A 13,444-nucleotide genomic window follows, 5' to 3' on the forward strand; every position below is an offset into this window, starting at 1 on the left:
CGTACAATCCCAATAAAGCTATTTCTATCATTAATTAAATTAATGATAGAATGCAATCCAATGGAAGAACATACGATAAAGTCTAACCGTCATAAGCAATTAAGGTCATTTTGTATGGCCGCCAAAGTTGGTGGCTTTTCAAAGGCCGCTGATTTATTACAATTAAGTCAACCGTCCGTATCACTGCAAATTCAAAGCTTAGAAAAAGAATTAAACGCTAAGTTATTTACTCGAAATGGTCCGAAAATAACCTTAACGGATGCGGGGAAAAAATTACTGGAACTGGCAAAACCACTTGTTGAGCAAATGGATACTCTGCCAACACGGTTCACTGCCGCCAACAACCCAGAAGAAACAACTGAAATTAACATCGCTGCTGGTGAGGCGAGTATCCTTTATTTATTACCGAATATCGTAGAACGCTTTAAACAACGATACCCTCATGTACATATTAAGTTGCATCAGGTATCAGGAAACACCAGCATAGACGCCATTAGAAATGATGAAGTAGACTTTGCTGTTGGCCCGATGTTAGAAGTCCCCGCCGATATTCTATACAAGCAAGTTTATCGCTTTGTCCCTGTGCTGATTATGCCATTTGGTCATCCGCTAGCCTCGGTCGATGAGGTTAGCCTGCATGAGATTGTTCAATATGACCTTATTTTGCCACCTAAACACTTAAATACATGGCGTATTGTTGATGACGTATTACAAAAACACAAATTACGCTATCGGGTTTCATTAGAAGCTTGGAGTTGGGAAATCATCAAAAAATACGTCGAATTAGGTTTAGGCTTATCAATCGTTACCAGCGTGTCATTAACGGGCAACGAACAGCTCATCGCAAAACCATTGTCAAAATACTTTCCTGATTATTACTACGGTGTCACCATGAAAAGACAAGGGTCATTATCATTACCAGCCAAAAACTTTCTTGAGTTAATAGACCCCAGCTTTTTTCAAGGTTGATAAATACAGCATAGCTTTATTCAACAATAAATATTTTTAAATTCAAAACATTAGCACTGTTAAATCCATAAGTTTAATTCAATTGAAGCACTCTTCAATTAATTCAATTAAAATACGTACTCTAAATAATTTTTACTACACCCGATGATCTGGAAACCAAACGTCACCGTCGCATCTATTGTTGAACTTGACGGAAAATTTTTGATGGTTGAGGAAGAGTCCCCAGTCGGCCCTGTCCTTAACCAGCCTGCTGGACATTTAGACCCAAACGAAAGTATGGAAAACGCTGTCATTAGGGAAACTTTAGAAGAAACGGGTTACCGTTTTACACCGGAAGTAATTATCGGCTCGTATTTATGGCATAACACTGATAATGAAACCACCTATTATCGAAGTACTTATGCTGGCAGCGTGTGTCATAAAGAAGTCTCAACAGAACTTGATGAAGGCATTATTCGTGCGTTATGGATGAGTCTCGATGAAATCAAAGCAAATACCGATCGCTTACGTAGCCCTATTATTTTAGAAAGCCTTAATGACTACCTGTCAGGGGTTAGTTACCCGCTTTCAATCATTAAATCTTACATTAAATAAAACCTATAACCTACTGTTTTAAATGGACAATAAAAAAATAATGATCGGCATGTCAGGTGGGGTAGACTCTTCTGTAGCCGCATTGCGCTTGCTTGAACAAGGTCACGAGGTAACCGGTTTATTTATGAAAAACTGGGATGAGGATGATGGCAGCGAATATTGTACAGCGAAGGAAGATTTAGCCGATGCCCAACAGGTCAGTGATAAATTGGGTATTGAACTTAAAACCGTCAATTTTGCAGCTGAGTACTGGGATAACGTTTTTGAAGACTTTTTAAGCGAATATGCCGCTGGTAGAACACCCAACCCCGATATTTTATGTAACCGTGAAATTAAGTTTAAAGCCTTTTTAGATTATGCCACTGAACTCGGAGCTGATTACATAGCAACCGGACATTACACACAAATTGCTCAACAACACAATCAATTCCAACTCCTGCGTGGTTTGGATAACAATAAAGACCAAAGCTACTTCCTTTATACATTGGGGCAAACGCAATTAAGTCGCTCACTCTTTCCTATTGGGAATATGGAAAAACCGGCTGTTAGAGAACTTGCACAAAAAGCGGGGTTTACTAATAGTCGGAAAAAAGATAGCACCGGTATTTGTTTTATTGGTGAACGCAAATTTAAAGATTTCTTACAACGCTACCTGCCCGCTCAACCAGGCCTTATGAACACACCAGAAGGTGAAACCATTGGCGAACACCAAGGTTTAATGTATTACACCTTGGGCCAGCGTCAAGGGCTCGGTATTGGCGGCATTAAATCCGCTGCCGAAGAACCTTGGTATGTGGTTGAAAAAGACCTAAAAAATAATATTTTAGTAGTCGCTCAAGGGCATGACCATACCTTAATGCAAAGCAATACACTCAACGCATCACAGCTCAGCTGGGTTAGCGGTCAAGCTGTATCAAACAGCTTTCGCTGCACCGCTAAAACACGCTACCGTCAAAAAGACCAAGCATGTCAAGTCACCCTGATTGGTGATGATCATTGCCTAGTACAATTTGACGACCCTCAACGTGCCGTGACCCCGGGTCAATCTGTTGTTTTTTATAACAATGAGGTTTGCCTTGGTGGCGGTATAATAGACGCCACTTCCACTATAAACTCATAATTCACTATAATTTCATGACATTAAATAAACTAAATGCCCTTTCCCCAGTTGATGGCCGTTATGCCAGCAAAGTTAATGAACTACGCCCTATTTTCTCAGAATTTGGCTTAATTAAAGCACGTGTGACCGTTGAAGTCCGCTGGCTACAAGCCTTATCAGAACACGATGAAATTTCTGAAGTTAATCGCTTTTCGGACACTGCTCATGCCTTACTTGATAGTATCGTCGAGCAGTTTTCATTGGACGATGCTCAACGTGTAAAAGACATTGAAAGCACAACAAACCACGATGTAAAAGCAGTTGAGTACTTTCTTAAAGAAAAAATCGCTGACAATGCCGAATTACTGACCATTAGCGAGTTCATTCACTTTGCATGCACTTCTGAAGATATTAACAACTTATCTTACGCCTTAATGCTTAAAGAAGGTCGCGACGAAGTAATAGGCACTGCGATCGCAAATGTTATTGATGACATTAAAGAGAAAGCGCTTGACTATGCGGCAGCGCCATTGCTCTCAAGAACACATGGGCAGACTGCCTCGCCAAGCACAATGGGGAAGGAGTTTGCTAACGTTGTTGCCCGCTTAGAGCGCCAATTATTGCAACTGGAAGATGTAGATATCATGGGTAAAATAAACGGTGCCGTGGGTAACTACAACGCACATTACTCAGCCTATCCAGCCGTTGATTGGCCAGCGTTTGCAGAAGCATTTGTTGAATCATTGGGTTTAACCTTTAACCCATACACTATCCAAATCGAGCCTCATGACTATATTGCTGAATACTTTCATGTCCTAGCAAGAATCAATACTATCCTGATTGATTTCTCACGAGATGTCTGGGGTTATATCTCAGTCGGTTATTTCAAACAAAAAACCATTGCTGGAGAAGTTGGCTCATCAACTATGCCACATAAAGTTAACCCCATTGACTTCGAAAACGCAGAAGGTAATTTTGGTATTGCTAATGCCTTAATGAACCACTTTTCTGAGAAATTACCTATTTCAAGATGGCAACGTGATTTAACCGATTCTACTGTGCTTAGAAACCTAGGCACTTGTTTAGCACACAGCTTAATTGGCTTTAAATCATTACAAAAAGGCATTTCAAAACTAGAAATCAATGAAGCAAAACTATTAGCTGACTTAGATGCCAACTGGGAAGTTCTTGCTGAACCTATCCAGACGGTGATGCGTCGCTATGGTATTGAAAAACCCTATGAAAAATTAAAAGAACTCACTCGAGGGCAAGGCATAGATCAAAACTCCATGAAAGCCTTTATCGAAACTTTGGAGATTCCTAACGATGCCAAACAATTACTGCTTGAAATGACACCTGCTAGCTACACCGGCTGTGCAGAAACACTAGCAAATAATATTAGTAAACTCTCATAAATATGACATAACTCATACTCAAATTATTTTAAATAATTATACTGAATCACCTGCAAGACGATACCTAAAGTCTATTTTTTCCCCATTTATAGGCTTTAAGTCTTGTACGTTAACCGAATCAATTGATTCGGTTTTTTTTTGCTTTATTTGCTATTCATTACCGGCACTGGTTAACTATTAGTAATATTCATTTTACTTGGAGTTTTCAATGTCAATTTATGAGCTTGAACACGCCATCTTTAGAGAAACAAAAACAACATTTAACCTAAACTCTTTTGAACAAAACAAACTAGCCCTAGTTTGTTTGATTAATCAGGCCCACACTGACATTAATATCTACAGTCACACGCTAAACCCTTTGGTTTTTGATACCGAAGCAGTTATTTTTGCTTGTGAACAGTTTTGTTTAAAAAATCATCGCACTCATATCAATATATTAGTGAATGAGACACGTCCAATCACCCGAATCTCTCATCGCTTACTAGGTTTATCACATCGATTTTCTAGCAGCATTTCGTTTAAGAAAGTGGCCGCTGCTAGCCCTCCTCGTGAGGATGATTTTGTTTGTTTCGACAAAAGCGCCTACCTTCAAATACCTAACTATCAACATTATGTTGGCCTCTGTAATTTTTCAGACGCAGACCGTACTGCACAGTTCTTATCCTATTTTAAAAGTGCTTGGGAAATCAGTTCGCCAGACATCGAACTTCGGTCACTGCCATTATGATTAATAAGTTTACTGCTACTTTTCTTTTGTTACTGTTTACCACACCTGTTCTTGCTGAACTTATTTTTCACCCTTTAAAACACAAACAACCTGTCGATGTTATCAGTAGCATCAAACCTTTTTTACAACCTCATGAGACAGTGGGAGCCGGTTACAACGAATTAATTCTGCGCGTTGACCCTCAAAACCTATCCGATATTAAAAGACTCATTGAGCGATTAGACCAACCTGCTCACCGCTTAGTTATTCATGTAAATCGCGATGGTCAGTTTAATCAGCAAACAAAGGGGTATAACGTCAACAGTCATATCAATATTGATACCCGTCATAATGCAAAAAGTGCCATCGATGGCGAACTAAAAATATATAGTACAAAAGACCAATCAAATGAAAAGAACAATCAGAGCATACAAGTTTTAGAAGGACATACCGCTTATATATCAGATGGTGTCAGTGAACCTGTTAATAGTGTCCATATCCAACAATATAACAACCATCATCATATCTCAGCCTCTACAGACTATCGTGAAGCCTCAAACGGGTTTTACGTTACGCCTCGGTTATCGAGTGATTCCGTTATTCTAGACATTGCTCCTTGGTATGAAGAAGCCTTGTCTGAAAATAGAACCTCGGCGCACTTTACCCGCGCCTCAAGTGTTATTCGCGGGCGGCTAAACACCTGGATTAAATTAACAGGCATTGATGAAATCACTCAGCAAACCAACTCTAAAATTCTTGGCAGTCAGTCTAAAACATCTATAAAAAATAATACTATTTGGGTGAAAATTGTCGACCTAGATGCACAATCAACTCAATAAATGTCAGTTTTTAGGAAACACTATTGTCCATTTTTGCCCGCCTAACCGACTTTGGCCCGATGTTAACGTTCCTTTATACAGTGATACCAATTCATTCACGACCGCTAAGCCAATGCCATGACCATGAACAGACTCATCAGCCCTAATCCCCCTTTTTAAAACATTTTCAATTTCATCATCACAAATCCCAACCCCATCATCCTCAATGGTAATTTCAATACTTGAAGATGAATCATTCGTTACCTTTTTAACACTAACTTCTACAACCGTATTCGCCCATTTAAAAGCATTATCTAATAAATTACCAAACAGCTCAAAAACATCCCCTTTTTCTGCATTAAACAAAAGATTCGGCTCAATATCTTTTATCACCTTCAATGATTTATCAGCATAGACTTTGTTTAATGAATCGATAATTTGCGACACTATTAACTCTACATCTAACGGTTTTGCTAACGTCTGGTGTCCTTTAGCTGCAGCTTTTTGCAACTGATAATCAACCATTTGCCTCATTAGCAAGGTTTGATTCTCAATAACTTTTTTATCGTCTTGCGATAAATTTTCTTTTTCATAAATCCCCGTTAAAACGGATAAAGGGGTTTTTAAACTATGTGCCAAATCAGCCAAGGTATTTCGGTAGCGTTTTAAATGTGTTCTCTCGTTATGAATAAGCTTATTGAGTGTATTAGCAACCTCTTTTAATTCATGACTATAATCGTTATCTAAATACTTTGCATCGCCGGTTTGAATGCTTTCTAGGTCATCAACTATATGCCTTAACGGCCTTAAGCTAACCCTTATAATCCAAAACTGTAAAATAATTAATATCAGCCCGATGCCACCTAACCATTGCCATAAAACAGATCGGAATCCAGCTATCTGATAATCCACACTTGAGGTAGACTCAATAACAACAAATTCAAAAGTCTTCTGTTGAGAGTGTTCGTTTTCCAGCGTTGCTTTATAGTGTAAAGCAACACTTTCTTGACGGCCCGGGTGGTTTTTTATATAGGCTTTTTGACCTAGCTTTAAACGCTTAATGGGCTCTATTAATTTACCTATCGATGAGGTACTTCGCCAAACCATTTCACCGTTAAGGTCAAAAATATAGGCATATAAGCCTGAACTAAGCTGTGAGAACCTCGGTTCTGATAAGTTAGTCGGCATCACTAGTTTATTGGCACGGCTGATTTCGGCTTTTCCAAGAATAGAGTACAGGTGAATTTGAAGTCGGTCGTTTAAAGCATTTTGTGCGCCTTTTTGATAGGCCGCATCTAAAACTACGCCTGCTAAGCCTAAAAAACAAAACAGCACCACACTGGCAGAAAAAATTAACCGAGACTGTATGCTGTTATTCATCTACAGCTTTAAACTAACTAGTGATTAAGCGGAATGGAAAAGCGATAGCCTCTTCCTCTTAGCGTTTCTATCGGCTTGTGTTGATCATTGGGGTCTAATTTTTTGCGCAATCGGCCTACAAACACTTCAATTACATTACTATCACGGTCAAAATCTTGATCATATATATGCTCCGTAATTTCAGTTTTTGAAATAACCTTACCAGAATGCATCATCATATATTCCAGCATTTTATATTCATAAGCGGTTAATACAACAGGCTTTTCATCCACCAAAACCTGCTGTGCACTGCTATCCAATGATATTGGGCCACACACAAGCATTGGAGATGCAACACCGGCAGAACGACGAATCAACGCATTCATCCGCGCTAATAGCTCTTCGGTATGAAATGGCTTAACTAAATAGTCATCTGCGCCTGCCTCTAAACCCTCAACCTTTTCTTCCCAACGTGCACGAGCTGTCAATATAAGTATTGGGAAATTGATATCTTTAGCACGAAGCTGCTTTATAACTTCCATCCCTGGGATATCTGGCAAGCCAAGGTCTACAATCGCAATATCAATGGGGTACTCTGTACCAAAATAAAGAGCATCAGTACCATTATCTGTCGCATCGACAGCAAACCCCCTCTTCGTTAAATTCTCAACCAGTTGCTCCTGCAAGGATTGATCATCTTCAACTACAAGAACTCGCATAAAAAACCTTTCCGTTATTTTCGTGTACCTTGAACACGAATTTTTTTAACATGCCCTTTATCAGTCAACACCTTGATTACGTGAACTGGTTGCCCATTCATTTGCTTTGTTTGAGCGTCGAGAACCTTCCCTTTACTATTCTTTTTAACTGCCTTGATTGCCTCATCCAAACTGATAATATCTGCAACAGCTAACACAATCATCTCATCACACGCTAAAACATGACTTGAAATAGCCATATTGCAAAAAATAGTGAACAAAATTACTTTTAAAGTACGCATATCATTATAAAAAGCTCATTGAGTGGTAAACAGTTTATTCATTTCGCATGAATTTTAGCTGAATATTTTATCTTCTATACGCCTCTAAAACAAAAAGACTTTATTCAGTGTTGTAAAGTTAGCCATGAACGATGCCGTAGCAGCGCCCATACTTTTTGCCAATTTCTCAAGAAAGGGTTGCTGGGCTGTAAAATCAACAATTTTCTCTTCGCCAATTTCATTCTTCGCAACAGATCGAACATCACCAATAGCATCAGTCAAACCTAATTCAATACTCTCAGAGCCAGCCCACACTAGACCACTAAATAAATCTGGGTTTTCTGCTAAACGCTCTCCTCTGCCACTTTTTACAGACTCGATAAATTCTGTATGAATATCGTTCAACATCCCTTGAACGTGTGCTTTTTCAGCAGGTTTTACGTTGGAAAATGGGTCTAAAAATCCTTTATGCTCTCCGGCAGTATATAAACGACGCTCTACACCCAATGATTTCATCGTGTCCGTAAAGCCAAAGCCATTCATCACCACGCCAATTGAGCCGACAATGCTAGATTGGTTGACAAATATTTTATCCGCCGCTGACGCGATAAAATAACAGCCAGAGGCACATAAATCCTCAACCACCGCATAGATTGGTAGTGTTGGGTGAGTATTTTTGAGCTCTCGAATAGCCTCATAAACATAACTCGATTGTACGGGACTTCCACCAGGAGAATTCACCCGTAAAACAATTCCTTTAGTGTTGGGGTCCTTAACTGCATTTTTTAGACTTTTAATAATACTCTCAGCATCTGCCTCGCCACCCGAAACAATGATTCCTTTAACATCAACCATCGCGGTATGTGGACCTTTTGATAATGTGCTTACATCAGACATCGGTGACATAGCCAAGCTACTGATAAAAATGATGTAGGTTAACAATAAAAGCTTGAAAAAAATATTCCATCGTCGTGTCCGTCGTTGTTCTATGACAGAAGCCAGAGCGACCTTCTCTAATACAGATCTCTCCCATTGTTGATCATTCGGTATTGATTTATCTTTGTTAAAAAACGCCATTCTTACCCCTCAAATATTTCCATTAAATTATTAATACACGCTACCGGCATCTGTTTTGATAATATTTCATGTGAGTGGGCACCCGTGGTGACGCCTATGCTGGATACACCTGCATTATTCGCCATCTTTAAATCTAATGTTGAGTCACCAATCATTATCGCCTTGTCTGGCTGGATACCACTTTCGTCAAGAATATCAAATAACATATGTGGGCTAGGTTTCGATTGCATTTTTTCAGCACACCGAAGGTGGTCGAAATAAGGGCGAAGCCCCGTTCCATCAAGGCTTCTATCCAAACCTGATTGCCCTTTACCCGTCGCTACTGCTAACGTTTTACCCATTTGTTTTAACTTTTCCAAGGTCGGTAATGTATCAACAAACAAGTCTTTTGTTGAAATCTTTTTAGCTAAATAAACCTCACGATAGGCAGCAACCATGGCTATTTTTTCATCATCAGACAGCTCTGGAAATAAGGTTACCATTGCCTCTGACAGGCTCAGGCCAATAATATCTTTACAGGCTTGTTGGCTAGGTTGATCTATGCCTTGGTGCTTAGCTATTGTCTGAATGCACTCAACAATCCAATCGATAGAGTCTACTAGGGTGCCATCCCAATCAAAAATTATTAAATCGTACTGAGTAATCATAGTGTTTTTAAAAACATTTCAAGTTCGTTATCTAGAGGCGCTTCAAACATGACCTTTTTTTCACTTAAGGGGTGTATAAACTCAAGCTTGCTTGCATGTAAAAAAAGCCTCATTAAGCCTTTCTCGCGGTAAGATTTATACTGTGCCGGTGTTGAATAGCGCTCATCTCCGGCAATAGGGTGACCAAAATGCTTAGCATGCACCCTTATTTGGTGTGTTCGACCCGTTTTAGGCGACGCTGATACTAAGGTTGCCCCTTTATATTGCGCCAATTTCTCAAACAAGGTTTCCGACTTTTTACCCTCAGGGTGAACACGCACCCTGTGTTCCCCACTTTCTAATGTCCGCTTTTCCAACGGTGCATTCACGTTAACGGACTGTTTATGGATAACACCACAGAGTAATGCTGTGTATGTTTTGCTTATTGTTCTATTGCGTAATAATGATTGCAGCCCATTTAACATTTTTCTATTTTTTGCGATCAATAAACAGCCAGAGGTCGCCTTATCTAAACGATGAACTAATTCCAAATAACGCTCCTCTGGGCGTAAAAACCGTAATGTTTCAATTACCCCGTGACTGTTTGCCGTTCCGCCATGAACAGCCATACCAGAAGGCTTATTAAGCACCAATAAGTGTTCGTCTTCATATATCACCCTTTCCTCAAGGCTCGACAACATCCACTTTGCTGGTGATGACGTGCTTTTTTCTTCCATTTTTACTGGTGGCACCCTCACCAGGTCATTGACCTTTAAACGATAGATGTTTTTTGCTCGCCCTTTATTAATCCTGACTTCCCCACGGCGAATAATCTTGTATATATGGCTTTTAGGAACGCCTTTTAACTGCGTCATTAAAAAATTATCCAAGCGTTGACCTACTGAATTTTCGTCGACCTCAATAAACCGAACTTTGTCATACGCCTCTGTTTTCATATAGTTTTAACTTTAGTGTATATCTGATTGATGTTATTAGCTTAATTTGCTATAGTCCGAAAAGTTTAATAGGTATTAGATAAGAATTATTAAACTCAGTGAACATGATAACGATTGTCTGTTAGCAAAGCTAATCTGTCGTTTTATAACTCGCCCTTTGGGGTGGTTACATTGAAGTAGGTCAGCTACTTTATTCAGCTTTACAACAGGATCTGAATGCATCAGTTACACAACTGGCATTCAAACGGGTTTTATTTGCTCGACCCATGATGAGCGATTTTTAATTGCCCATAAATACAGAAATTTAATACGGACATTTCAATAAAGCCAATTAATAAAATAAGTTTAAGCTTTTATGTCTGAACCAAGTGAGAAACAAACTATTTTTAAACCACTAAAATTTAAAGATAACAATTAGTATATGAAACTACTCCACCTTTCTCGCCACCCAATAATTTCTGTGCACTATGCGGCATCAGGAAAAGAAACAAATGAAAAGAATGTTAATCAATGCCACTCACACAGAAGAGTTACGAGTGGCCCTTGTCGACGGACAAAAACTATATGACCTTGATATAGAGGTACCTGCAAGAGAACAGAAAAAATCAAATATATATAAAGGACTTATTACCCGCGTAGAACGTAGCTTAGAAGCCGTTTTTGTTGACTATGGTGCTAACCGCCATGGTTTCCTTCCATTTAAAGAAATTACCGGTCAAGCGATTGGCTTAGACACCCAAGATATAAAAGACAAAAACCAAATTAAAGAAGGTTTGGAAATAGTCGTACAAGTTGAAAAAGAAGAGCGTGGCAATAAAGGCGCAGCGCTGACAACACAAATTAGCTTAGCAGGTAGCTATTTAGTATTAATGCCAAACAACCCGGGTTCGGGCGGTATTTCACGCCGTATTGACGGTGATAATAGAACAGCTTTACGCGAAGTACTTGATCAACTTGAAATTCCAGAAAATATTGGCCTCATCGTTCGTACTGCCGGTGTTGGTAAGTCAGTCGAAGAGCTCCAATGGGACTTAAACTATCTTACACATTTGTGGGATGCCATTAGTCTCGCTTCAAAAGACCGTAAAGCGCCCTATTTGATCTTCCAAGAAAGCAACTTTGTTATCCGTTCTATTCGTGATTACTTACGTGCTGATATTGATGAAGTTCTGATTGATAGTGAAGCATCATTTAATTTAGCACATGATTTTATGCAGCAAATTATGCCGCAATATTTATCGCGCGTTAAACTTTACGAAGACTCCGTTCCTTTGTTCACGCGTTACCAAATCGAAAGCCAAATTGAAACCGCTTACGGACGTGAAGTCCCTCTTCCATCTGGTGGGTCCATTGTTATAGACCCAACTGAAGCGCTCACCTCCATCGACATCAACTCAGCTCGTGCTACAAAAGGTGCTGACTTTGAAACGACCGCACTCAATATCAACCTTGAAGCTGCTGATGAGATTGCAAGACAACTTCGTATTCGTGATATGGGCGGCCTATTCGTCATCGATTTCATTGATATGGGGCCTACTAAAAATCAACGGATGGTAGAAAATCGCATTAAAGAAGCGATGAAGCATGACAGAGCACGTATTCAATTCAGCAGAATTTCACGCTTTGGTTTATTGGAAATGTCTCGTCAACGAATCCATTCATCGTTAACAGAGTCTAGCTTGCCTGTTTGCCCACGCTGTCATGGTCAGGGTACTATTCGAAGTGTTGAGTCGCTCTCTTTATCCATTATTCGCATTCTGGAAGAAGAAGCGATGAAAGAGCATACAGCGCGGGTAGTTGTTCATGTCCCCATTGATTGCGCGACTTTTGTTCTTAACGAAAAACGTTCTGAAGTTGAGCAAATTGAAGAGACTCATAAAGTATCGTTGATTATCGTTCCTGATAAACATCTTGAAACACCTCATTACGAAATAGAACGAATTCGTACAAAAGAAGCAAAACAAGATACGGCTGCCAGTCATGAGCGCCTACAAAATAGTAAGACTCGAGACGCTAAACCATATCAACGTGAAGCCGTCAGCCAAGAAACGGCCGCCGTTAAGAATGTTATGCCTGCTACACAACGCCCAACAGCACCATCAAACGTAGCCAACGATGGTTTCTTTAAGCGTTTGTTAAGCAAAATAGTGCCGTCATCAGAAAAACAACCTGTTAAAAAAGAGCCGGCTAAAGCAAATAAAACGAGCAATAACCAGCAAGGCAACCAACAACGCAACGCTAACCCAAACGAAAATAAAAATAGAAACCGTAATAAAAACAGAAATAAAAATAGAAATAACAAAGATCAGAGTAAGCAGAACCCAAATACATCACAGGCTGCTAATGTTGATGGTTCAAACGAAAAAACAAACCCAAAACCAGCTCAAACCAAACAAAACGATGCTGAGCAACCATCACGACCTAGAAGACGACGTAGATCCAATAAACGTTCACCTAACAGCGATGCACCTAAGTCACAAAACACTAATATTGCCGAATCTAAGCCTCTAGAGTCTAAGCCTCTAGAGTCTAAGCCTCTAGAGTCTAAGCCTGTAGAGTCTAAGCCTGTAGAGTCTAAACCTGTAGAGTCTAAACCTGTAGAAGCTAAGCCCACTGAAACTGGTAACACAGGGGTTAAAAACGGTACTCGCCACCCTCGCAGAAGAAGGCGTACAACAAGCAACAAACCTAAGCCTCTCGACACGGCAAATGGCTCACCAGAAACCAATCAAGGTGCAGCCACTTCAAAGCCAGTAGATGTAGAGTCTAAGCCTGTAGAGTCTAAGCCTGTAGAGTCTAAGCCTGTAGAGTCTAAGCCTGTAGAGTCTAAGCCTGTAGAGTCTAAG

General features: G+C 39.8%; 13 protein-coding genes. 7 read left to right on the forward strand and 6 right to left on the reverse strand.

Annotation, left to right across the window (positions count from 1 at the left end):
* The 6 genes from KUG63_RS10965 to KUG63_RS10990 all read left to right on the forward strand — a co-directional run.
* The coding region (locus KUG63_RS10965; protein WP_319023249.1) for a LysR family transcriptional regulator at nucleotides 1-969 on the forward strand (969 nt) is incomplete at its 5' end.
* A gap of 144 nt (nucleotides 970-1,113) precedes the next feature.
* On the forward strand, nucleotides 1,114-1,563 hold the full coding sequence (locus KUG63_RS10970; protein WP_015005976.1) for an NUDIX hydrolase: 450 nt from the start codon (nucleotides 1,114-1,116) through the stop codon (nucleotides 1,561-1,563).
* A 22-nt stretch (nucleotides 1,564-1,585) separates the two neighbouring features.
* Complete coding sequence (mnmA, locus tag KUG63_RS10975) at nucleotides 1,586-2,683, forward strand: tRNA 2-thiouridine(34) synthase MnmA (RefSeq protein WP_277642320.1); 1,098 nt, start codon at nucleotides 1,586-1,588, stop codon at nucleotides 2,681-2,683.
* A gap of 14 nt (nucleotides 2,684-2,697) precedes the next feature.
* A complete protein-coding gene (purB, locus tag KUG63_RS10980; protein WP_020162177.1) occupies nucleotides 2,698-4,077 on the forward strand; it encodes an adenylosuccinate lyase in 1,380 nt (459 codons plus the stop codon).
* Nucleotides 4,078-4,285: 208 nt separating this feature from the next.
* A complete protein-coding gene (locus KUG63_RS10985) occupies nucleotides 4,286-4,804 on the forward strand; it encodes a GNAT family acetyltransferase (RefSeq protein WP_287555348.1) in 519 nt (172 codons plus the stop codon).
* Nucleotides 4,801-5,622: a nodulation protein NolW gene (locus tag KUG63_RS10990; protein WP_277642322.1), complete on the forward strand. Its 822-nt coding sequence runs from the start codon at nucleotides 4,801-4,803 to the stop codon at nucleotides 5,620-5,622. The genes KUG63_RS10985 and KUG63_RS10990 overlap by 4 nt, the downstream gene beginning before the upstream one ends.
* A 3-nt stretch (nucleotides 5,623-5,625) precedes the next feature.
* On the opposite strand, the gene KUG63_RS10995 is transcribed toward KUG63_RS10990, so the two are convergent.
* The 6 genes from KUG63_RS10995 to KUG63_RS11020 form a co-directional block, all read right to left on the reverse strand.
* A complete protein-coding gene (locus KUG63_RS10995) occupies nucleotides 5,626-6,981 on the reverse strand; it encodes an ATP-binding protein (RefSeq protein WP_287555350.1) in 1,356 nt (451 codons plus the stop codon).
* 17 nt (nucleotides 6,982-6,998) lie between these two features.
* Entirely contained in the window at nucleotides 6,999-7,679 is a 681-nt protein-coding gene (locus KUG63_RS11000) for a response regulator transcription factor (RefSeq protein WP_015005982.1), read from the reverse strand.
* 14 nt (nucleotides 7,680-7,693) lie between these two features.
* Nucleotides 7,694-7,960 (reverse strand): PepSY domain-containing protein, encoded by a 267-nt coding sequence (locus KUG63_RS11005; protein WP_041932915.1) that lies wholly within the window; start codon nucleotides 7,958-7,960, stop codon nucleotides 7,694-7,696.
* A gap of 84 nt (nucleotides 7,961-8,044) precedes the next feature.
* Entirely contained in the window at nucleotides 8,045-9,016 is a 972-nt protein-coding gene (locus KUG63_RS11010) for a S49 family peptidase (RefSeq protein ID WP_015005984.1), read from the reverse strand.
* A 2-nt stretch (nucleotides 9,017-9,018) separates the two neighbouring features.
* Entirely contained in the window at nucleotides 9,019-9,663 is a 645-nt protein-coding gene (locus tag KUG63_RS11015) for an HAD family hydrolase (RefSeq protein ID WP_016390634.1), read from the reverse strand.
* Nucleotides 9,660-10,598, reverse strand: coding sequence for an RluA family pseudouridine synthase (locus KUG63_RS11020; RefSeq protein WP_016390633.1), 939 nt, complete (start codon nucleotides 10,596-10,598; stop codon nucleotides 9,660-9,662). The genes KUG63_RS11015 and KUG63_RS11020 overlap by 4 nt, the downstream gene beginning before the upstream one ends.
* A 491-nt stretch (nucleotides 10,599-11,089) precedes the next feature.
* Between KUG63_RS11020 and KUG63_RS11025 the strand changes: the two genes are divergently transcribed.
* On the forward strand, nucleotides 11,090-13,444 hold a 2,355-nt coding region (locus tag KUG63_RS11025), incomplete at its 3' end, for an Rne/Rng family ribonuclease (RefSeq protein WP_287555353.1).

The sequence above is a fragment of the Cycloclasticus sp. genome (genome assembly GCF_019090545.1).
GTDB lineage: Bacteria > Pseudomonadota > Gammaproteobacteria > Methylococcales > Cycloclasticaceae > Cycloclasticus > Cycloclasticus pugetii.

Bases quoted from the DNA above. Each gene is read 5' to 3' on its own strand.
- KUG63_RS10970 (WP_015005976.1), top strand. From the start codon at position 1,114: ATGATCTGGAAACCAAACGTCACCGTCGCATCTATTGTTGAACTTGAC.
- mnmA (WP_277642320.1), top strand. From the start codon at position 1,586: ATGGACAATAAAAAAATAATGATCGGCATGTCAGGTGGGGTAGACTCT.
- purB (WP_020162177.1), top strand. From the start codon at position 2,698: ATGACATTAAATAAACTAAATGCCCTTTCCCCAGTTGATGGCCGTTAT.
- KUG63_RS10985 (WP_287555348.1), top strand. From the start codon at position 4,286: ATGTCAATTTATGAGCTTGAACACGCCATCTTTAGAGAAACAAAAACA.
- KUG63_RS10990 (WP_277642322.1), top strand. From the start codon at position 4,801: ATGATTAATAAGTTTACTGCTACTTTTCTTTTGTTACTGTTTACCACA.
- KUG63_RS10995 (WP_287555350.1), bottom strand. From the start codon at position 6,981: ATGAATAACAGCATACAGTCTCGGTTAATTTTTTCTGCCAGTGTGGTG.
- KUG63_RS11000 (WP_015005982.1), bottom strand. From the start codon at position 7,679: ATGCGAGTTCTTGTAGTTGAAGATGATCAATCCTTGCAGGAGCAACTG.
- KUG63_RS11005 (WP_041932915.1), bottom strand. From the start codon at position 7,960: ATGCGTACTTTAAAAGTAATTTTGTTCACTATTTTTTGCAATATGGCT.
- KUG63_RS11010 (WP_015005984.1), bottom strand. From the start codon at position 9,016: ATGGCGTTTTTTAACAAAGATAAATCAATACCGAATGATCAACAATGG.
- KUG63_RS11015 (WP_016390634.1), bottom strand. From the start codon at position 9,663: ATGATTACTCAGTACGATTTAATAATTTTTGATTGGGATGGCACCCTA.
- KUG63_RS11020 (WP_016390633.1), bottom strand. From the start codon at position 10,598: ATGAAAACAGAGGCGTATGACAAAGTTCGGTTTATTGAGGTCGACGAA.